The sequence below is a fragment of the Rhodanobacteraceae bacterium genome (assembly GCA_016713135.1).
In the GTDB taxonomy this organism is placed as follows: Bacteria; Pseudomonadota; Gammaproteobacteria; order Xanthomonadales; family SZUA-5; genus JADKFD01.
Map to the genome: position 1 here is coordinate 110,689 of JADJPR010000023.1, position 21,861 is coordinate 132,549.

Annotated in this window: 15 protein-coding genes; 9 read left to right on the forward strand and 6 right to left on the reverse strand. The window is 67.0% G+C overall.

The window, feature by feature from the left end:
* Nucleotides 1-6 precede the first annotated feature (6 nt).
* A complete protein-coding gene (locus IPK27_20455) occupies nt 7-3,297 on the reverse strand; it encodes a PD40 domain-containing protein (GenBank protein MBK8069897.1) in 3,291 nt (1,096 codons plus the stop codon).
* 79 nt (nt 3,298-3,376) lie between these two features.
* Complete coding sequence (locus IPK27_20460) at nt 3,377-4,369, reverse strand: MBL fold metallo-hydrolase (protein ID MBK8069898.1); 993 nt, start codon at nt 4,367-4,369, stop codon at nt 3,377-3,379.
* 158 nt (nt 4,370-4,527) lie between these two features.
* Between IPK27_20460 and IPK27_20465 the strand changes: the two genes are divergently transcribed.
* Entirely contained in the window at nt 4,528-5,316 is a 789-nt protein-coding gene (locus tag IPK27_20465; GenBank protein ID MBK8069899.1) for an SEC-C domain-containing protein, read from the forward strand.
* A gap of 211 nt (nt 5,317-5,527) precedes the next feature.
* Here IPK27_20465 and IPK27_20470 read toward each other — a convergent pair whose 3' ends face one another.
* Entirely contained in the window at nt 5,528-6,583 is a 1,056-nt protein-coding gene (locus tag IPK27_20470) for a DUF2333 family protein (protein ID MBK8069900.1), read from the reverse strand.
* Nucleotides 6,584-6,859: 276 nt separating this feature from the next.
* Here IPK27_20470 and IPK27_20475 point away from each other — a divergent pair, with 276 nt between their 5' ends.
* The 3 genes from IPK27_20475 to IPK27_20485 all read left to right on the forward strand — a co-directional run bounded on the left by IPK27_20475 (nt 6,860) and on the right by IPK27_20485 (nt 11,130).
* Nucleotides 6,860-7,960: a Glu/Leu/Phe/Val dehydrogenase gene (locus IPK27_20475; GenBank protein MBK8069901.1), complete on the forward strand. Its 1,101-nt coding sequence runs from the start codon at nt 6,860-6,862 to the stop codon at nt 7,958-7,960.
* Nucleotides 7,961-8,166: 206 nt separating this feature from the next.
* Entirely contained in the window at nt 8,167-9,321 is a 1,155-nt protein-coding gene (locus tag IPK27_20480; GenBank protein ID MBK8069902.1) for an isovaleryl-CoA dehydrogenase, read from the forward strand.
* A 285-nt stretch (nt 9,322-9,606) separates the two neighbouring features.
* Nucleotides 9,607-11,130, forward strand: a complete 1,524-nt coding sequence (locus IPK27_20485) for a DUF3369 domain-containing protein (GenBank protein MBK8069903.1) — start codon at nt 9,607-9,609, stop codon at nt 11,128-11,130.
* Nucleotides 11,131-11,557: 427 nt separating this feature from the next.
* Here the strand turns inward: IPK27_20485 and IPK27_20490 are convergent, their stop codons facing one another.
* From IPK27_20490 to IPK27_20500, 3 genes are all read right to left on the reverse strand, one after another.
* Nucleotides 11,558-12,094, reverse strand: coding sequence for a hypothetical protein (locus IPK27_20490; GenBank protein MBK8069904.1), 537 nt, complete (start codon nt 12,092-12,094; stop codon nt 11,558-11,560).
* Between the two features lie 17 nt (nt 12,095-12,111).
* Nucleotides 12,112-14,697: a leucine--tRNA ligase gene (locus IPK27_20495; protein ID MBK8069905.1), complete on the reverse strand. Its 2,586-nt coding sequence runs from the start codon at nt 14,695-14,697 to the stop codon at nt 12,112-12,114.
* 95 nt (nt 14,698-14,792) lie between these two features.
* Nucleotides 14,793-15,092, reverse strand: a complete 300-nt coding sequence (locus tag IPK27_20500; protein MBK8069906.1) for a hypothetical protein — start codon at nt 15,090-15,092, stop codon at nt 14,793-14,795.
* Between IPK27_20500 and IPK27_20505 the strand changes: the two genes are divergently transcribed.
* The 5 genes from IPK27_20505 to IPK27_20525 all read left to right on the forward strand — a co-directional run bounded on the left by IPK27_20505 (nt 15,078) and on the right by IPK27_20525 (nt 21,674).
* Complete coding sequence (locus tag IPK27_20505; protein MBK8069907.1) at nt 15,078-16,226, forward strand: efflux RND transporter periplasmic adaptor subunit; 1,149 nt, start codon at nt 15,078-15,080, stop codon at nt 16,224-16,226. The genes IPK27_20500 and IPK27_20505 overlap by 15 nt on opposite strands.
* Before the next feature lie 6 nt (nt 16,227-16,232).
* A complete protein-coding gene (locus IPK27_20510) occupies nt 16,233-19,340 on the forward strand; it encodes an efflux RND transporter permease subunit (protein ID MBK8069908.1) in 3,108 nt (1,035 codons plus the stop codon).
* On the forward strand, nt 19,337-19,963 hold the full coding sequence (locus IPK27_20515; protein MBK8069909.1) for a TetR/AcrR family transcriptional regulator: 627 nt from the start codon (nt 19,337-19,339) through the stop codon (nt 19,961-19,963). Before IPK27_20510 ends, IPK27_20515 begins: the two co-directional genes overlap by 4 nt.
* Before the next feature lie 14 nt (nt 19,964-19,977).
* Entirely contained in the window at nt 19,978-20,322 is a 345-nt protein-coding gene (locus IPK27_20520) for an alkylphosphonate utilization protein (GenBank protein ID MBK8069910.1), read from the forward strand.
* 83 nt (nt 20,323-20,405) lie between these two features.
* Nucleotides 20,406-21,674 (forward strand): amidohydrolase family protein, encoded by a 1,269-nt coding sequence (locus IPK27_20525; protein MBK8069911.1) that lies wholly within the window; start codon nt 20,406-20,408, stop codon nt 21,672-21,674.
* Nucleotides 21,675-21,861: the final 187 nt, after the last annotated feature.

Genomic DNA, 21,861 nt, shown 5'->3' on the forward strand with positions numbered 1-21,861 from the left:
TTCGACTTAGTGCCCGTGCGCCCCGGACTTCGGGCAGTGGCAGGCGCCGGTGGGGCCGTATTCGATGCCGAAGGTCTGGCCGTCACGGTGGCGCTGCCAGTAGAACTCGGGTGCCGGCAGGCCCTTGCCGCCGACTTCGGCCATGTCGGCCTTGAGGTCGAACAAGCGGCCGTCGACCATCACCATCGCGGTGTTGTCGCTGTCGCGGATGTCGGCCAGCGGGTTGCCGTCGAGCACCACCAGATCAGCCTGCTTGCCGGCTTCCAGTGAACCGAGCTTCTTGCCGAGGCCGATGTAGTCGGCGCCGTCGATGGTCGCCGCGCGCAGGGCTTCGAAGTTGCTGAAGCCGCCCTGGGTGAGCATCCAGATCTCCCAGTGCACGGCGAGGCCCTGCATCTGGCCATGGCCGCCGGTCTGGATGCGTACACCGGCATCGCGCAGGCGCTTGGCGGACTTGGCCACTTCGATGTGGAAATAGTCCCAGTCCGGCGCGGTCTCCCGGCGGATCGCGCGCGCGGCGAGTTGCTCCGCCGGGAAGTAGCGGTTCAGGCGCGGCTCTTCCCACACCGGATCGCGCGCATACCACCAGTACTCACCATTGAGGCCACCGTAGGTCACCACCAGCGTCGGCGTGTTGCGCACATCGGTGCGGCTCATCAGGCCGATGATGTCGCCGTACAGCGGCGCCACCGGCAGGTTGTGCTCAACGCCGGTAACGCCATCGAGCACCATTGTCAGGTTGTGGTTAAGGGTGGAACCGCCCTCCTCCACCACGAGCATGCCGAGCTCACGCGCGGCGGTGTTGATCTGCTGGCGCTGGTCGCGGCGCGGCTGGTTGTAGCTCTTCACGCTGAAGGCACCGAGCGCCTGCATGCGCTTGAGGTGGAAGCGCGCGTCGTCGATCGAATCCACCACCGCCTTGAAGTCGCCGTCGGCGCCGTACAGGATCGTGCCGGTGCTGTAGACGCGCGGGCCGACCATGCGCCCGGCCTTGACCAGTTCCGCCTGCGAGAACACGAACTCATTGGTGGCGGACGGGTCGTGCATCGCAGTCACGCCGAAGGCCAGGTTGGCGTAGTAGGCCCAGTTCTGCTGCGGCACCACGCCCTGGCCGAAGTGCGCGGCGTGCGCATGCGCGTCGACGATGCCGGGCATCAGGGTCTTGCCGGCGACATCGATCACCCGCGCGCCGTTCGGGATCGTCAGTGCAGCGCGGCTGCCCACCGCATGGATGCGGTCGCCATCGACGATCACCACGCCGTCCTCGATCACTTCCTGGCTCTGCTCCGCATCGCGCATGGTGATCACGCGGCCACCGACGAAAGCGGTGACGCCGCTCGGCGTGTAGACCGGCTGCTTGAGGCCCACGGCGATCGACTTCGCCTCGCTGGCCTTCGGCAACTCCTTCGGCGCACCGGGCAGGAAGGCGAACACATCCTTCAGCGCGCGGCTGACGTAGCGGTCGCCGAGCATCCAGTGCAACTGCTGCGCCTCGCCGCTGCCCGACCAGTGCAGGTAGGAGCCGGCGTCGCCGCTGATCCGGGTCACCGGGATTGCGCTGGTGTCCTTGCTGAGTTCGATGCTGCCGCCGGTGGCCGGCAATGGCGCCACGTAGGCATTGAACAGTTCGGTGAAGGCGACAAACTTGCGGTCCGGGCTCAGCGCGACGAAATCGACGTACTTGAGGTTGAACACCTCACGCACATCCTCGCCATGCAGCCCTGCGGACATCAGTTTCTTGCTCAGGCCCTCTCCCGTGAAGAAGTAGATGCGCGAGCCGTCTGCGGAAAACTGCGGGGTCTGCCCGTCCTTGGCCACGCGCGTCGGCGTGCCGCCGGCGGCCGGGATCCAGAACACGCCGCGCTCGCGCGACCACAGACTGCCGGTCAGGCCACCGCCACCGCTGCGCGCGTAGACGATGCGCGTGCCATCCGGCGAATACTGCGGGCCGTAGTAGAAGCCGGGTTCGCTGCTGAGCTTGCGCTCGGCGCCGCTCGCCAGGTCGCGCTCGATGATGGCCCCCATCGCAGCGTCCGACCATGTCGTGTAAAGCAGCTTGTTGCCATCGGCGCTGAAGCTCGGCTGGTACTCGAACACCCCTGTCGCACTGGTCAGCCGCTGCGGCTGGCCGTCCGGCAGCGCCTTGCGCCACAGCGATCCGACCGCGTGGAACACCAGCGTACGCCCATCCGGGCTGGTGGCCACGTCGCGGATCATCTTCGGGCTGAACTCGCCTTCGTCTACGCGCTGCTCGAAGCGCAGCGGCTGGACCACCTGCTGGTCGATCTCGGCCGTGAACGGGATCTCGACCGGCTTGCCGTCGGCCACCGACACGCGCCACAGCTTGCCCTGCGCCCAGATCACGATGGACTGCGAATCCGGGGTCCAGTCGAAGTTCGGGTATGGGCCGAAGATCGCCCAGGCTTCCTGCTGGTCGTGGCTCAGGCCATCCCACAGCGGGCGCACGTCGCCCGATTCGAGGTCCAGCAGGTGCAGCACGGTGCGTTCGCGCACGCGCTTGACGAAGGCCAGGGTCTTGCCATCCGGCGACGGCTGCGGACGCACCGCGCCGCCCGGCGTGGCGACCAGCGTCTCGATCTCGCCGGTCTCGCGGTCCAGCCGGCGGATGGCGTAGATCAGATCGTGCACATTCTTGTTGTACTGGAAGTAGGGGCCGGCGCTGACGTCCTCGCTGAAATAGACGTAGCGGCCGTCCGGACTGACCGCCGGCTCGCCCAGGTCCTGCTGGTCGTTCTTTTTCTTGGTCAGCTGCAAGCCGTCGCCGCCGCCCACGTGGTACAGCCACAGCTCACCGGCGCCGAGCGAGCGCTCGGAACTGAAATGCTTGCGCCCCACCAGGTACTGCCCGTCCGGGGTCCACGCCGGGTTGTTCAGCAGGCGGAAGCTCTCCTTGCTGACCTGGGTGGACTTGCCGTCGGAGAGCGTCATGCGCCACAGGTTGTTGCCGCCTGCGCGGTCGGAGGTGTAGGCGATCTGCTTGCCATCCGGCGAATAGCGCGGCTGCACGTCGAAGGCCAGGCCCTGGGTCAGGCGCTTCGCCGGTCCGCCGGCGATCGGCAGTTCGTACAAGTCGCCGAGCAAATCGAACACGATTCGCTGGCCGTCCGGGCTGACGTCGAGGTTGGTCCAGGTGCTCTCGGACACGCTGAAGCGGATCCGCTTCAGCTCACCCGGCGGCTGGTTGACGTCCCACTTGGGGGCTTCCTTGTCCTTGGCCATGACCGGCGCGGGAATCGCCAGCACCAGGCCCAGGGAGATGATTGCCGCACGGATCATGCGCGCCCTCGTCAGCTTTCACGGAAGGCGCCGACGCTAGCACGCCTGCCGGGATACGCGAGGTAGACGATTGCAGCGCTCAGCCGGCGGTGGGCGCCTGGGTGCAGAAACGGTCGCGTTGCGCCGGTTCCGCACGCAAATGCTGACTGAAGTAGTAATCGAGCATCTCGCGGACCCGCGTGTGTTCCGTCTCTGGATAGAAGCTTCCGGTCTGCGCGATCCACCCGTCCGCGCATTGCGCCAGGGTCTGCTCGCTGGCGGCGCAGGCCAACAGCTCATCGAAGGCATGCCGGTAGCGCGTGAACTCGTCGCGCGTGAGGTCAGGTCCATGCCCCGGCACCAGGCGCACGAAGGGCATGTCTTCCAGCCCCGCAAGCGCACTGGACCAGCGGGCAGGACAGGCGGTGTCGAAGAATGGCACGGGCAAGGTGACCAGGTCCCCGGCGGCCAGCACGCGGCTGCCGCGATCGTAGAGCCACAGATCGCCCTCGGTGACCGCATCGGTCTCGAGGCCGATGCGCAATTGCCGGCCGGCGATGCGCCAGTTGCGCGTGCGCGTGATCGGCTCCGTCGGCAGCAAGCGCTCGCCGAGGTCGATCAGGCCGATGTCGACGCGGTACTTCTCGCGCTCCGCCGCGCGGGTCTTGGGGTCGTCGACCATGGCCACCAGTTGCGCGCGATAGCTGGCCAGCCAGCTGCCGAGCGCATGCTCGATGCCGGGACTGGCGTACACCCGCGCGTTCGGGAAGCGCTCGCGGATGAGCGCATTGCCGCCGACGTGGTCCAGGTGCCAGTGCGAGTTGACGATGGCCGCGACGCGGCTCAGGTCCTCGTCGACAAAAGCCAGGATGCGCCGCGCGTGCACCGCATGGCGGCCGGTGTCGAACACGATCCAGCCGGTGTCGCCCGACAGCAACAGGGAATTGCCATCGGGCTGCGCGCCCGGCACGAAGCTGCCGGGAAGCAGGTAGACATCGTTGGACAGTTGCAGCATGCCGTCGTTGGCCGACACCGGCGCCGCCGCGCAGACCAGCGCGCAGCAGCCACTCAGGAAGCGCAGCCATGACGTCATCGGGCAGGTAATGGTGGCGGAAGGACGCGCCGAGCATGCCCGCAATTGGTGCGCGAAACCTGAGCGGCAGCATAACGATCCCCGCGCGCCCGGATTGACATCGATGCGGGCAGCGCAAGGTGCATCATCTCAGTCATTCGATGACCGCAGCGAGCGCCATGATTCCCACCGATACCACCAACGCTGCCGATCCGGGCAATCCAGCACCAGACGAGCACGATCCCGCGCTCGACCTGCCTTCGTTTCCCGGCGGACTGTCGCGCCGCGAAATCGGCGCCGCGCGGGATTTCTGGCATGGGCAGGTGACTCCGCGCGGCGGCCTGGCCTTCGATGCGCTCGACGGCTTCCTGACCGTGCTCGCATTGCTCCCGCATCCGCCCTCGCCGCAGCGCTGGACCGCGGTAGCGCTGGGCCCCGCTTTTGCCCCGCTCGATGCGCACGCGCGCGACGAGGCCACTGGCTGGCTGTATCGGCTTGGCACCCATGTGGCCCAGCGTATCCGGCTGGACCCGGCCCAGCACAAGGCCGCCGTGCTGCCGGAATTCGACATCCTGCCGCAGGACGACGCCGACAACGACGAAGCGGCCGAGCAGCGCACGGCGAAGTCCTGGTCGGCCGGCGCCGCGGCGGCGCTGGCGCTGGACCCCACCGGCCTGCAGGACATCGTCGACCACGAATCGCTGCGCGAGGAACTGGCGCCCTTCGTCCTGCTCGGCAGGGACGGCCCCGAGGACGGCCTGGCCTACACCCGCACCCAGCGGCTGCGCCTGATGCGCGCTGCCACCTTCGGCGCGCACCGGCTATGGAAGCACTACCAGCCCATCCGCGAGCGCGGCGGCTTGCGCCGGCAACCCGTCCGCGCCACTCCCGAACCCGGCCGCAACGACCCCTGCCCCTGCGGCAGCGGCCGCAAGTTCAAGCTGTGCCATGGGAAGGCGGTGCATTGAGGGCAAGAGCGGGCTGGGGATTGGGGGCTGGGGGCTTGGGCGCGGAAATCAGCGACTGGCGCAAGACCGACTCTTAATCGGGAGCCGCCTATCGTTGTCTCAGAGCATGAACCGGGACTTGCAGATTCGCAGCCAGAAGCCGGTCGTACGCCAGTGCTGATCCCGGCGCCCCAGCCCCCAGTCCCCAGCCCCGCTCCTGCTCCCCCGCGATTCACCCCCGTTCCAACAGCTTGCGCAGATCAATCAACGCCGCGTTCGCGCGCGAGATGTAGTTGGCCATCACCAGCGAGTGGTTGGCGAAGAAGCCGTAGCCGCCGCCGTTGAGGATCATCGGGCTGTAGATCGCTGCCTGGGATTCTTCCAGCTCGCGGATGATCTGCTTGACGCTGATCACGGCGTTCTTGTCCTGCAGCACCGGACGGAAATCGCGTTCGATGGCTTTCAGCAGGTGCAGCAGGGCCCAGGTGGCGCCACGCGCTTCATAGAACACATTGTCGATCTGCATCCACGGGGTGCGCATCACCAGCACCGACGGTCCTGGCGTGGACTGGGTGGCACTGGACTCGTTGGCAAGGTCAGTATTGATGCGCACCTGGCCGACGCTCATCGACAGCCGCTGCGACAAAGAGCCCATCTGCTTCTCGACCAGTTGCAGCCAGGATGCGAGATTGTCGGCGCGCACGTAGAACTGCGCGTTGAACTCGTCCGCGTCTGCAAGCCGCTTGAGATAGCCGTCCAGGTGGGCGATGCCCTGGCGGTACTGGCTCTCGGTCGACGGCAGGATCCAGTGGTCGTTGCTGTAGGCGAACAGCGGCTGCGCCTCGCGCAGGTCCGCATCGTCCTCCGACTGGCTCTGCGAGCGCGAGAAGTCGTTGCGCAGCGCCAGTGAGAAATCCCGCAACTGCTGCAGCACACCGAATTCCCATTCAGGGATGTTGTCCATCAGCACGCCGGGCGGCGCGATGTCGTTGGACAGGTAGCCGCCGCGCTTGTCGAGCAAGGTCTCCGCCAGTTTCATGGCGGTAGACACGCTGACGTAGCCCGGCACCACCTGCTGTCCGGCCGCCTTGGCGCGCGCCTCCGCCGTCGCCAGCACCTTGAAGCGAGCGGGCTCGGTGGACCACCAGAACATCACGGCCAGCAGCGCCAACACCACCAGCCCTGTCAGCCCCAGCCAGAGGCGCAGCCCTGGGCGCCACCAGCGGCGCATCGGCGGCACCGACACAACCTCATTGACGGGGGGCACGCTGGCATCCTGGGTTTCCATGGGCACGCTCGCTCGACAGACTGGCGTCGATCCTACCGCAGCCACCGTTGCCCGCCGCTGATCGCAGCCGCACCTGAACTTTCGCTGGTGCTGTCAACCCAGTGTCATGCGCCAACGCGGTGCATCCGCGTATGATCCGCGCCGCCTGCACCCGGGGAGGTCCGGATTCGCCTTGCGCGCCGCACTGGCGACCGGTCCGCCTCCACGACGTGCCCCCGATCCTGGCGCGCGCCCCGGCGTGCGCCCCCGCTTCTTCCATCAGAGAGAGTCATTGCCATGGTGTTCGAGACTGTAGGCCTGCTGGGCCACGAGCAAGTCGTGTTCTGCCAGAACAAGGATGTGGGCCTGAAGGCGATCATCGCCGTGCACAACACCACGCTTGGGCCCGCGCTCGGCGGCCTGCGCATGTGGCCGTACAAGACGGAGCAGGAAGCGCTGAACGATGTGCTGCGCCTGTCGCGCGGCATGACCTACAAGGCGGCGGTGGCGGGCCTCAACCTCGGCGGCGGCAAGGGCGTGATCATCGGTGATCCGTCCAAGGACAAGTCCGAGGGCCTGTTCCGCGCCTTCGGTCGCTTCGTCAATTCGCTGGGCGGACGCTACATCACCGCCGAAGATGTCGGCATCGACGTCAACGACATGGAGTACGTGTTCCAGGAGACCGATTACGTCTCCGGCGTGCACCAGGTGCATGGCGGCTCGGGCGATCCCTCGCCGTTCACCGCCGCCGGCTCGCTGCAGGGCATCATGGCCAGCCTCAATGTGCGTTTCGGCACCGAGGAAGTCGGCAAGTTCAGCTACGCGGTGCAGGGCGTCGGCCATGTCGGTTATGAACTGGCCAAACTGCTGCGCGCGGAAAAGGCCAAGGTCTTCGTCACCGACATCAACCGCGCCGCGGTGCAGCGCTGCGTCGACGAACTCGGCTGCGAGGCGGTCGCGCTGGACGAAATCTACGATGTCGACGCCGACGTCTACAGCCCCTGCGCCCTCGGCGGCACGGTCAACGAGAAGACCATGCCGCGCTTCAAGTTCAAGATCGTCTGCGGCGCCGCGAACAACCAGCTGGCCACCGACGACTGCGGCGACGAACTGGAGCGCCGCGGGATCCTGTACGCACCCGACTACGCGGTCAACGCGGGCGGCCTGATGAACGTGTCGATCGAGCTCGACGGTTACAACCGCGAGCGCGCGATGCGCATGCTGCGCTCGATCTATTACAACGTGGGCACCATCTTCAAGATCGCCAAGCGCGATGGCATCGGTACGTGGAAGGCTGCCGACCGCATGGCCGAAGAGCGCATCAACACCGTCGGCAAGGTCAAGCTGCCGTACATGGGCAGCACGCGTCCGCTGTTCAAGGGCCGTTCGAAGAGCTGAGCCTCGCTCCGAACGGGGCTGCATTTTTCGAACGCAAAGGACGCAAGGGAGCGCAAAGGACGCAAAGAAGAGCTGACAAGAGGATGATGCCGAAGTAATGCTACTGGCTCCTCTTGCGTCCTTTGCGCACTTTGCGTCCTTTGCGTCCCCCATCCAGAGCCTGACCGGAGCGCCAGCGCGGCCAGGCACCATCGGAGCGCCACCGCATGCACACTTCCCACGGCGACGACATCGAGATGCTGCGCGAGACTGTCCGGCGCTTCGCCGACAGCGAAATTGCCCCGCGCGCGGAGGAGATCGACGGCAGCAACTGCTTCCCGCGCGACCTGTGGCCAAAACTCGGTGAACTGGGTCTGCTCGGGATCACAGTCGACCACGAGCACGGTGGCAGTGGCCTGGGCTACCTCGCCCACCTGATCGCGATGGAGGAGATTTCCCGCGCATCCGGCTCGGTCGGGCTGTCCTACGGCGCGCACTCCAACCTGTGCGTGCAGAACCTCTACAACAACGCGAATGCCGCGCAGAAGGCGAAGTACCTGCCGAAGCTGTGCAGCGGCGAGTGGGTGGGCGCGCTCGCCATGAGCGAGCCGGGCGCCGGCTCGGATGTGGTCGGCTCGATGGCCTGCCGCGCCGAGAAGCACGGCGACCGCTGGGTGGCGAACGGTTCGAAGATGTGGATCACCAACGGCCCGGATGCCGAGGTCCTGGTGGTGTACATGCGCACCGCCCCGAAGGACCGCGGCTCGCGCTGCATGACCGCCTTCATCGTCGAGAAGGGCATGAAGGGCTTCCGCACCGCGCAGAAGCTGGACAAGCTCGGCATGCGTGGGTCGAACACCTGCGAACTGGTGTTCGACGACTGCGAGATTCCCGAGGAAAACGTCCTGGGTGAAGTCGACCAGGGCGTCAAGGTGCTGATGAAGGGTCTCGACACCGAGCGTCTGGTGTTGTCCGGTGGCCCGCTCGGGCTGATGCAGTGCGGCTTCGAACTGACCCTCGGCTATGTGCGTGAGCGCAAGCAGTTCGACCAGCCGATCGGCACCTTCGGCATCATGCAGGCCAAGCTGGCCGACATGTACACCCAGTTGCAGTCCGCGCGCGCCTATGCCTACCGCGTGGCCGAGGCCTACGACCGTGGCCAGCGCTCGCGCGTCGATCCGGCCAGCTGCCTGCTGTACGCCTCCAAGGCGGCGGTCGACGTCAGCCTGGAGACGATCCAGGCCCTCGGCGGCAATGGCTACATCAACCAATACCCGGCCGGGCGCCTGCTGCGCGACGCCAAGCTCTACGAGATCGGCGCCGGCACCCAGGAGATCCGCCGCATGCTGATCGGACGGGAGTTGTTCGCGGGCAAGGCATAGGGGAAACGGGAGCAGGAGCAGAAGCGGGGCAAGGGGAAAGGGGCAAGGGGAGACCTCGCGCCAGACCAAAGACTGCGCTGTGCTCGCACGCAAACGCGGGACAGGCTCCGGGACAGCGAGCTTTTCCCCTGCCCCCTGCCCCGCCTTTGCTCTTCCCTTGCCCCACCTTTGCTGCCACCCTGCCCCACCGCGACACTTGTTCGCCCCCATTCACATTCCTGCGCATTTACAGCACGCCCGAGGATGGCTAGTTTCGACGAATCGGGGTCTGAGCCGGGGGCAGTAATGGCGCAGGGTGAGGAACTCTTCGAGTTCGCGGCCGAACCGGTCACGGCCGAGCCGTGGAATGTGCTGATCGTCGACGACGAACCCGCGGTCCACGAAGTGACCCGCCTGGTGCTCGGCAGCTTCCGCTTCGAAGACCGCCCGCTCAAGTTCCACCACGCCTATTCCGCCAACGAGGCCCGCAAGCTGCTGCGCGCGGTCCCGGACATCGGCGTGATGCTGCTGGACGTGGTGATGGAGTCCGACCAGGCCGGCCTGGACCTGGTCAAGTTCGTCCGCGGAGAGCTGAACAATCACTTCGTGCGCATCGTGCTGCGCACCGGGCAGCCGGGCCAGGCGCCCGAGCACGAGGTGATCACCAACTACGACATCAACGACTACAAGGACAAGACCGAGCTCACCGCGCAGAAGTTGCGCACCATGATGTACGCCACCCTGCGCGCCTACCGCGACGTGATGCTGATCGAGCGCAACCGGCTGGGCCTGGAGCGCGTGATTTCGGCCAGCGCGCACATCTTTTCGCATCAGAAATCGCACGAATTCGCCTCGGCGGTGTTGGCGCAACTGGGCAATGTCGTCGGGCTGGAACGCGGCGCGTTGTATTGCAAGCCGGTGGAAACACCGGTGGCGTCGGGCGAGCAACTGGTGGTTGCAGCGGCGACCGGCGACTACGCGCGCTTCGTCAACACGCCGGTGGACTCAGCTCTTCCGCAGCGGCTGCTGGACTCGGTGCACAAAGCCTTCGAGCGCAAGGAGAACTTGTTCGCCGACGACCACTACGTGCTGCATTTCACCGACAGCCACTCGACCGAGAGCCTGCTCTACGTCGGTGAGACGCCCAAGCTGCGCGATGTCGACTACCGCCTGGTGCAACTGTTCTGCACCAATGTCTCGATCGCCTTCGAGAACCTGCACCTCAACAAGGAACTGTTCGAAAGCCAGCTGGAAATGGTCTACCTGCTGGCGGGCGCGGCCGAGACGCGCTCGCGCGAGACCGCCAACCACGTTCGGCGCGTGGGTCTGATCGCCGAGCTGATCGGTCGCGTGGCCGGGATGGACGAGCAGGAAGCCGGCATGTTGCGCTTCGCCGCGCCGCTGCATGACATCGGCAAGATCGGTATCCCCGACGCGATCCTCAACAAGCCGGGGGCCCACACGGCCGAAGAGGCCGCGGTGATGCGCACCCATGCGGACCTCGGTGCGCAGATGCTGGCCTCATCCAAGCGCCCGCTGATGCAACTGGCCGCGCAGATCGCGCGCGAGCACCACGAGAACTGGGATGGCAGCGGCTATCCGCGCGCGCTCAAGGGCGCCGAGATCGGGCTTCCCGGCCGCATCGTCGCACTCGCCGACGTGTATGACGCGCTCGGCAGCAACCGCTGCTACAAGCGCGCGTGGGCGGTCGAGGAAGTGCAGTCCTTCATCCGTGGCCAGTCCGGACGCAAGTTCGATCCTTCACTGGTCGACCTTCTGTTCGATCACTGGGACGCCGCCGAGGACATCCGCAAGCGCCTGCCGGATTGAGGCAGGTGTTGGTGTGGGTTGAAGCTGGTGTTGGTGTGGGTTGTTGGTGCTGGTTGGTGCGGCGCGTCGCACGCAACAAGCCTCAGCCGGCTCCAAACCAACACCAACACCAGCAACCAACACCCAGACTGAAGCAGGTGTTCGCGTGAGTTGTGGCAGTTGGTTGGCGCGAGGCGCTGCTCTCACCGAACATCCGATAACTCATTGATCTGAAGAGCAGTTTGTCCGCAAAGGACGCAAAGGACGCAAAGAAGAGCGGAAACCGCTTCGCTTCCTCTGCGTTCTTTGCGTCCTTTGCGGACAAGAAAAGTGGCGCGGGTCGCGAAGAAGTTCGATGCGCGAAAAAGCGCACCGCCAGGGGCGACCGGGACTCTCACCTCAGTCCCGCTCCAATCCAACACCAACACCAAAAACCAACACCGGCTCCTCAGCGTTGCCCCGCGCTCTCGCGGTCCTCCAGCGCCCCACCCGGCTCCTGGATGCGCTGCAGGTGTTCCATGATCATGCGCACGGCGTCGCGACGCAGTTCGGTGCGGATGATCTCCTCTTCCTGGCCGGCACCGATCGCCTGCTGCTCGTCGAAGCTGTAGACGCGCGACAGCTCCACCGGGGTGTCGCGCAGCAGCGGCTTGCCGTCGGGCGCGTCGACCGCGTACAGCACGCGGTAGTGCAACTCGTACTCACCCACCTTGGCGCGGTCGTCGAGGCTGATGACATTGCGCTCGACGGTCTCGGACTCGATCTTCAGGGTGCTCGCGCCAGCGCTGTTGAGCGGCTTCAGCGAGGCGCCGGCGGCGCCCAGTTCGCGCTCCAGGTCCTGCACCAGCGGGCTGTCGAGGTCCACCGCCTGGATCGCGATGGCGCCCATGACCCGTGGCAAGGGCGCGCTGTCCTTCAGCGCGAAACCACAGGCGCCCAGCATCGACGCGACGGCGACGACGGCCAGCTTGCGGATGGCGTTCATGATCTGGGGCTCCTGGGTCAGTCGGACACGACAATGTTGACGAGTTTATCCGGCACCACGATGAACTTGCGCACAGTCTTGCCGTCGGTGAACTTGGCAACGTCGGCGTGGGCGAAGGCCAGCGGGCGCAGGACATCCTCGCCGCTGCCGGGCGCCACTTCCAGCTTGCCGCGCAGCTTGCCGTTGACCTGCACCACCACGGTGATCAGGTCCTTCACCAGCGCGGCCGGATCCGCCTTGGGGAAACCGCGGTCTTCCAGCAGTTCCTCGGCATGCCCCAGCGCCTGCCACAGCGCGTGGCTGGTGTGCGGGGTGATCGGGTTCAGCATCAGCACGATGGCTTCCCAGGCCTCCTGCAGCACCGCGCGCGAGGCCGGGCCGCTGGCCTCGAACTTGCCGATCGCGTTCGACAGCTCCATCACCTTGGCGATCGCCGTGTTGAAGGTGTAGCGCGTGCCGATGTCGCGGTTCACGCCCTCGATGGTCTCGTGCAGCTTGGTGCGCAGCGCCTTGTCGGCGGCGGTCAGGGCGGCCACGTCCAGCGCCGGCGCCGGCCCGGCGGCGACGTGCTCGGCGACCATGCGCCAGACGCGCCGGAGGAAGCGCGCCATGCCTTCGACGCCGGCCTGGCTCCATTCCAGCTGCTGGTCCGGCGGCGCGGCGAACATCGAGAACAGGCGCACGGTGTCGGCGCCGTATTCGTCGATCAGCGCCTGCGGATCGACGCCATTGTTCTTGCTCTTGCTCATCTTCTCGATGGCGCCGATGGTCACCGGCTGGCCATCCTCGATCAACGTCGCGCCGGTCATGCGCCCGTGGCTGTCGCGGACGATCGAGACTTCCGCCGGGTTGTAGTAGGTCTTCTTGCCGTCTTGCTCGCGGTAGAAGGTCTCCGCCACCACCATGCCCTGGCACAGCAGGTTGATCGCCGGCTCGTCGCTGTGGACGTAGCCGAAATCGCGCATCGCCTTGTGCCAGAAACGGAAGTACAACAGGTGCATCACGGCGTGCTCGATGCCGCCGATGTAGAGGTCGATCGGCAGCCAGTAGTTGGCGCGCCCGTCCAGCATGGTCGGCGCGCCCGGGCAGGTGTAGCGCGCGTAGTACCAGGAGGACTCGACGAAGGTGTCGAAGGTATCGGTCTCGCGCTTGGCCGGAGCGCCGGTCAGCGGATCGGTGGTCTCGTAGAAGGCCGGCATCTTCTTGATCGGCGAGGCCACGCCCTCGAACAGCACGTCCTCGGGCAACACCACCGGCAGCAGTTCCGGCGGCACCGGCACCGCCTCGCCGTTGTCGCGGTAGATCATCGGAATCGGGCAGCCCCAGTACCGCTGGCGCGACACGCCCCAGTCGCGCAGGCGGAAATTCACCTTGCGCTTGCCCTTGCCTTCCGCCTCCAGCTTCGCCGCCAGCGCGTCGAACGCGGCCTTGTAGTCCAGGCCATCCAGCAGCGACCCGGAGTTCACGCAGATGCCCTTCTCGGTGTAGGCGCCCTGGGACAGGTCGACCCCGCCCTCGCGGGCTTCGATCACCTGTTTCACTGGCAGCCCGTACTTGGTCGCGAACTCCCAGTCGCGCTGGTCGTGTCCCGGCACCGCCATTACCGCGCCGGTGCCATAACCCATCAGCACGAAGTTCGCGGCATACACCGGCACGCGCTCGCCGCTGATCGGGTGGATGGCGTGCACGCCGAGCGCCACGCCCTTCTTTTCCATGGTTTCGACGGCCGCCTCGGCCACCGCCGCGTGGCGGCATTCCTCGATGAAGGCGGCGACCTCGGCATTGGAATCGCCCGCCCGGCGCGCCAGCGGGTGTTCGGCGGCCACCGAGATGTAGGTCACGCCCATCAGGGTGTCCGGGCGCGTGGTGTAGACCACCAGGTCCTCGCCGCCTTCGACCGCGAAGTGGATCTCCAGGCCCTCGGAGCGGCCGATCCAGTTGCGCTGCATGGTCTTGACCGAATCCGGCCAGCCGGTCAGCTCATCCAGCTTGCCGAGCAGTTCGTCGGCGTAGTCGGTGATGCGGAAGAACCATTGCGGGATCTCGCGGCGCTCGATGACGGCGCCCGAGCGCCAGCCGCGGCCGTCGACCACCTGCTCGTTGGCCAGCACGGTCTGGTCCACCGGATCCCAGTTGACCACCGAGTTCTTGCGATAGACCAGGCCCTTGGCGTACAGCTCGGTGAAGAAGCGCTGCTCGTGCTGGTAGTAATCCGGCTTGCAGGTGGCCAGTTCGCGCGACCAGTCGTAGGCGAAACCAAGCGCCTGCAGTTGGCGTTTCATGTTCGCCATGTTGGCGTAGGTCCATTGCGCCGGCGGCACATTGCGCGCGATCGCGGCGTTCTCGGCGGGCAGGCCGAAGGCGTCGAAGCCCATCGGCTGCAGCACGTTCTTGCCCAGCATGCGCTGGTAGCGGCTGACCACGTCGCCGATGGTGTAGTTGCGCACATGGCCCATGTGCAGCGCACCGGAGGGATACGGCAGCATGCACAGGCAGTAGAACTTCTCTTTCGACGGGTCTTCGACGACTTCGAAAGCGCGCGTGCGCTGCCAGTAGTCCTGCGCCGTGGATTCGACGCTGCGCGGTTCGTAGGTGGTCTGCATGGCCGGGAGCCGATCGGAAGCGAGCCGGCAAGACTACAACGAGCAGCGTCGAGCAGGCACCAGACGGTGGCCTGCCCGACGCCTGCGGCCCGCGGTCAGGCCTTTTTCTGCTCCTCGTACTCCTGGTGCAGGTGGACCGGCGCGCCGGTCGCCTTGCGCGCACCGATGTTCAGCAGCTCAACCAGCACCGCAAAGCCCATCGCGAAGTACACATAGCCCTTCGGCACCGGCTGGCCGAAGCCGTCCGCGATCAGGATCACGCCGATCAGCAACAGGAAGGCGAGCGCAACGGTCTGATCGCGGCGCCCCCCAAAGGTCATATGGCAATGAAGAGAATGATCGTTCACTCTCCCGATCATTCCCTTGCCCGGTGTCTGCCCATGCGCCTGCCCCATCCCTTGCCTTCGCTGGCGTGCCTGACGCTGGTCCTGTCGCTGGCGGCCTGCAGCAGCGAGGCTCCGCCCTCGCCGCGTGGCAAGCCTGAAGTCACCGTCGTCACCGTGCAGCCGGAGGCGGTGACGCTGACGCGCGAGCTGCCGGGGCGGGTGAGTCCCTTCCTGGTGGCGGAGGTGCGCCCGCAGGTGGGCGGCCTGGTGCGCGAGCGCTTGTTCGAGGAAGGCTCGCGGGTTACCGCAGGACAGCCGCTGTACCAACTCGACGACGCCAGCTGGCGCGCCGATGTGGAGAGCGCGCGGGCGGCGCTCAAACGCGCGCAGGCCACGCTGCAGGCGGCGAAGCTGCGCGCGGCGCGGGCGGCGGAGCTGGCGGCGAAGAAGCTGGTCGCGGCGCAGGACAACGAGACTGCGGTGGCTGAGCTGGCCACCGCGCAGGCGGATGTGGGCGTGGCGCGCGCCGAACTCGAGCACCGCGAGGTGAACCTCGCTTACGCGCGGATCCTCGCGCCGATCGCCGGGCGCATCGGCAAGTCCAGCGTGACCCAGGGTGCGCTGGTCACCGCCAACCAGGACGCGGCGCTCGCGACCATCCAGCAACTGGACCCGATCTATGTCGACCTGACCCAATCCAGCGCCGAACTGCTGCAGCTGCGCAAGCAGGTCGAGGCCGGCAAGCTGGATGCGAACGCCGGCCTGCCGGTGCGCATCCTGCTGGAAGACGGCAGCCGCTATCCGCATGACGGCAAGCTGGCCTTCACCGACCTCAGTGTCGATCCGGCAACCGGCAGCTACTCGCTGCGCGTCGAGGTGGCCAACCCGGATGAGCTGCTGCTGCCGGGCATGTTCGTGCGCGCAGAGATCGGCCTCGGCCAGAGCGGCAGCGCCTTGCTCGTGCCGCAGCCCGCGGTGCAGCGCGACGCCAAGGGCGGCGCCTTCGCCTGGGTGGTCGGCGCCGACGGCAAGGTCGCGCGGCGCGACCTGAAGGTCAGCCGCACCGTGGGTGATCGCTGGCTGGTCGACGGCGGCCTGGATGCCGGCGAGCGCGTGATCGTTGAAGGCGTGCAGAAAGTGCGCCCGGATGCCGAAGTGACCGCGGTCGAACGCGGCGCGGCGCCCTCCGCGCCGCAGGGCTGACCGGCCATGGCGCGCTTCTTCATCGACCGGCCGATCTTCGCCTGGGTGATCGCCATCATCATCATGCTGGCCGGCGCATTGGCCCTGACTCGGCTGCCGATCTCGCGCTACCCGAGCATCGCGCCACCGACCATCACGATCAACGCCAGCTACCCCGGCGCCACGGCGCAGGCCGCGGAGAATTCGGTGACCCAGGTCATCGAGCAATCGATGACCGGCCTCGACGGCCTCGACTACATGTCCGCCACCAGCGATTCCAGCGGCCAGGTCGGCGTGACCCTGACCTTCACCAACGAGACCGACCCCGACATCGCCCAGGTGCAGGTGCAGAACAAGCTGCAGGTGGCCAGCGTGCTGCTGCCGGCCATCGTGCAGCAACAGGGCCTGCGCGTCAGCAAGTCGAGCGCCGGCTTCCTCCAGGTGGTCGCCTTCGTCTCCGAGGACGGCAGCATGCAGCGCGACGACATTTCGGACTATGTGTCGTCCAACCTGGTCGACCCGCTGAGCCGCGTGCCCGGCGTCGGCAGCGTGCAGGTGTTCGGCGGCAAGTACGCGATGCGCATCTGGCTGGATCCGAACAAGCTCGCGAGCTACAAGCTGACGCCGGCCGACCTGGTCAGCGCGATCCGCGCGCAGAACGCGCAGGTGGCGGTTGGCCAGCTCGGCGCCACGCCGGCGGTCGCCGGCCAGCAGATCAATGCGCCGATCACCGCGCAGGACCGGCTGCAGACGCCGGAGCAGTTCCGCGCCATCGTGCTGCGCAGCGAGCGCGACGGCTCGGTGCTGCGCCTGGGAGATGTCGCGCGGGTGGAGCTGGGCTCCGAAAGCTACGGTGTCATCAGCCGCTTCAATGGCAAACCGGCCTCCGGCGTGGCGGTCTCGCTGGCGACCAATGCCAACGCCCTGACCACCGCGCAGGGGGTGGCCGAGTTGCTGGAGCGCCTCAAGCCCTCGTTCCCGCCGGGCCTGACGGCGGTGGTGCCCTTCGACTCCACGCCCTTCGTGCGCGCCTCGATCGAGGAAGTGGTCAAGACCCTGATTGAAGCGGTGGTGCTGGTGTTCCTGGTGATGTACCTGTTCCTGCAGAACCTGCGCGCCACGCTGATCCCGACCATCGCGGTGCCGGTGGTGCTGCTCGGCACCCTCGCGGTGCTGCTGGCGCTGGGCTTCTCGATCAACATGCTGACGATGTTCGCGATGGTGCTGGCGATCGGCCTTTTGGTCGACGATGCCATCGTCGTGGTCGAGAACGTCGAGCGGGTGATGCGCGAGGAAGGCCTGTCGCCGCTGGAGGCCACGCGCAAGTCGATGGACCAGATCACCGGCGCGCTGGTCGGCATCGGCCTGGTGCTGGCCGCGGTGTTCGTGCCGATGGGCTTCCTGACCGGCTCCACCGGCGTGATCTACCGCCAGTTCACCGCCACCATCGTGGCCGCGATGGGCCTGTCGGTGCTGGTCGCCATCGTGCTGACGCCGGCGCTGTGCGCTACCTTGCTGAAACCGGGCCAGCACAGCGGCTCTGGCGCATTTTTCGGCTGGTGCAACCGCAACTTCGACGCGGCCAACCGCGGCTACCAGGGCATGGTCGGCGGCATCCTGCGCCGCGGCGGACGTTTCCTCGCGCTGTTCGCCGCGCTGTCGGCGGTCGCCGCCTACGTCTACCTGAGCGTGCCCTCCTCGTTCCTGCCGGACGAGGACCAGGGCACCCTGTTCACCATCGTGCAGGCGCCCGTGGGCGCTACCCAGGAGCGCACCGGCGCGGTGATGCAACAGGTCGAGCAGCACTTCAACACCCATGAGGCGGCGCACATCGAATCGGTGTTCGCGGTGCAGGGTTTCAGCTTCAGCGGTGGCGGCCAGAACAGCGGCATGGCCTTCGTCAAGCTCAAGGACTGGGCCGAGCGCAGCGGGGCCGATGCCAGTGTGCAGGCCATCGTCGGCCGTGCGATGGGCGCTTTCGGCGCGATCAAGGACGCGATGGTCTTCGCGGTGGCGCCGCCGCCGGTGTCCGAACTCGGCCAGACCGGCGGCTTCAACTTCTACCTGATGGACGACAACGGCGCCGGCCACGCCGCGCTGATGGCCGCGCGCAACCAGTTGCTGCAGGCCGCCGGGCAGAGCAAGCTGCTGACTGGCGTGCGCCCCAATGGTCAGGAGGACACGCCGCAGTTCCGCCTGGACATCGACCGGGAGAAGGCGAGTGCGCTCGGCGTCTCGCTGGCAGAACTCAACGAGACGCTCGCGATCGCCTGGGGCGGGCGTTACATCGACGATTTCATCGACCGCAACCGGGTCAAGCGCGTCTATGTGCAGGCCGACGCGCCCTTCCGCATGGTGCCGGAGGACTTCAACCGCTGGTATGTGCGCAACAGCGCCGGCGAAATGGTGCCGATGTCGGCCATCGCCGCCTGGCGCTGGGACTACGGCTCGCCACGGCTGGAGCGCTACAACGGCGTCGGCGCGGTCAACATCACCGGCACCGCTGCACCCGGCATCAGCTCGGGCGATGCGATGGCCGAGATCGAGCGCCTGGCGGCCGACCTGCCGGCCGGGTTCGGCATCGAGTTCAGCGGCGCCTCGTACCAGGAGCGGACGGCAAGCGCACAGACGCCGCTGCTGTACGCGCTGTCGCTGCTGGTGGTGTTCCTCTGCCTGGCCGCGCTGTACGAAAGCTGGTCGATCCCGACCGCGGTGCTGATGGTGGTGCCGCTCGGCATCCTCGGCACGGTGCTGTTCACCTGGGCGCGTGGGCTCGAACGCGACGTCTACTTCCAGGTGGGCATGCTGGCGACCGTCGGACTGTCGAGCAAGAACGCCGTGCTGATCATCGAGTTTGCAAAGGCCAATGTGGAGCGCGGCATGGGGCTGCTCGAGGGCACGCTGGCCGCGATCGGCGACCGCCTGCGCCCGATCCTGATGACCTCGATCGCCTTCGGCTTCGGCGTGCTGCCGCTGGCGCTGGCCACCGGCGCCGGCTCCGGCGCGCAGCGCGCGATCGGCACCGGCGTGGTCGGCGGCATGCTGACCGGCACCTTCCTCGGGCTGTTCTTCATCCCGTTGTTCTTCGTTTCCATCCGCCGGTTGTCTGGCGCCCGCGCGCAGGCCGGCGCATGAGCGCCCGCGAGAAGCCGCGTGCCGAGGTGCAGCGCGAGCGCATCCTGGTCGCGGCGCAGCAGTGCTTCATCCGCCACGGCTTCCACGCCGCCGGCATGGCTGCCATCTCCACTGCGGCCGGCATGAGCCCCGGGCTGATCTACCGCTACTTCGACAGCAAGAACGCGATCATCCTGGCGATCATCCAGCGCCAGTTGGACGACAAGCGCAGCAGCATCGACAGCCTGCCGCTGCAGACCGACTGGGAAGTGCGCATCCGCGAGCTGTTCGCCGGCTGGCAGCGCGGCGACCCCACGCTGATGAACCCCGCGTTGTTCCTGGAGATGAGCGCGCAGGCCACCCGCGATCCGGCGATTGCCGACGCGCTGGCCGCCGCCGACGAAGCCAGCCGCCGGCATTTCCTCGCGTGGATGCGCGCCCATGCGCAGGCGCAGGGCGCGCTCGTGCCCGAGGACGAGCTGCGGACGCGCGCGCTGGCGCTGCAGAGCTTCATCGAGGGCCTGGCCATTCGCGCCGTGCGCGAGCCAGGCATGGACGCGGCGCGAGTGGCTGCCGCAGTGCGACGGTTTGTACCTGCACTGCTGCGCTTCGAGGCCGGCGAGCCCACCGACAACGTCCTTTGACGTATTCTTCACGAATGAATACTTTGCCGAATTGCCCGAAGTGCAACTCCGCCTTCACCTATGAAGACGGCCCGATGCTGGTCTGCCCCGAATGCGCCCACGAGTGGTCGCCAGGCGCCGCCGAGACGCCCGCCGAGGCCACCCGCGTGGTGCGCGATGCGGTCGGCAACGAACTGAAGGACGGCGACACCGTCACCGTGATCAAGGACCTCAAGGTCAAGGGATCGTCCTCGGTGGTCAAGGTCGGCACCAAGGTGCGCAACATCCGCCTGGTGGACGGCGACCACGACATCGACTGCAAGGTCGACGGCATCGGTCCAATGGGCCTGAAGTCCGAATTCGTCAAGAAAGCGAACTGAACTCGCAAGGGCGGGCACAGGCGATTGCCCGGCGGCTGGGCGGACCAGATACTCCGGGGCCCATCCGCTGCCCGGAGTCGACCATGCGCCCTGCCCTGCTCGCCGTTGCCCTCGCCATTGCAGCGAGCGCTCCCGCGCATGCGCTGACCATCGCCTGCGGAAAAGTCTTCGACGCCGAGAGCGCGAAACTGCTCGGCCCGCACCTCATCGAGGTCAAGGACGGACGAATCGCCGCGCTGAAGCCCGGCAATCCGGCGAAAGGCAGCAAGTTCATCGACCACGGCAAGCAGGTCTGCCTGCCCGGCCTGATCGATCTGCACACGCACATCAGCAACATGGAAGCCGGCGCCGCGCGCTACGCCGAAGGTTACCGCCTGAATCCCGGCGACTACGCGCTGCGCGGGGCACTGAACGCAAAGAAGACCCTGCGCGCCGGCTTCACCACCATCCGCGACCTGGGCGACACCGACGGCGCCAGCATCGCCGTGCGCAACGCGATCAACGAGGGCATCGCCGAAGGCCCGCGGATCTACACCGCCGGCAAGTCCATCGCCACCACCGGCGGCCACGCCGACCCGACCAATGGCACGCGGCGTTCGTTGGCAGGCAAGCCCGGCCCGCGCGAAGGCGTGATCAACAGCGCCGACGAGGCCTATACCGCGGTGCGCTACCGCTACAAGGAAGGCGCCGACCTGATCAAGATCACCGCCACCGGCGGCGTGCTCTCCTACGCCAAGAACGGCATGAACCCCCAGTTCAGCCAGGAGGAAGCCAATGCCATCGTGGCAGCGGCGAAGGACTACGGTTTCGCCGTGGCCGCGCACGCCCACGGCAAGGAAGGCATCCGCCGCGCGATCCTCGCGGGCGTCACCAGCATCGAGCACGGCAGCTACATGGACGCCGAGCTCTACCCGCTGATGAAGGAGCACGGCACCTGGCTGGTCCCGACCCTGCTTGCCGGCGCCTGGGTGGGCAGCAAGGCCGACGAGCTGCCGCCGATCGTCGCCGCCAAGGCGCGCACCATCGGCCCGCTGCTGGCGAAGAACTTCAAGCGCGCGGTCGATGCCGGCGTGAAGATCGCCTTCGGCACCGACACCGGCGTGTCGCCGCACGGGCAGAACGCGAAGGAGTTCAAGCTGATGGTCGACGCCGGCATGCCGGCCAACCTGGCGATCCAGAGCGCCACCCGCAACGCAGCCGAGGTCCTGGGTCTGAGCGCCGACATCGGCTCGCTGGCCCCCGGCCATTACGCCGACATCCTGGTCGTCGCGGGAGATCCGATTGCCGACGTGACTGTGCTGGAGAAGCCGGTCACCACCTACAAGGAAGGCGTGGCCTATCCGCCGCTCTGATCGATCTCTTGCCAGCAGCGAGGGCAGATCGCCGACAGAGTCGGCTCCACAGGGATGCAGCAGGCGGACTCGCTGGTTGTTGCTTGATGGTTGTTGTTTGTTGGTTGTTGTTTGTTGGTTGTTGGTTGTTGGTTTGTGGCAGCGACAGCCGGTAGCCGGGGCCCGGTGGGAGCGGCTTCAGCCGCGA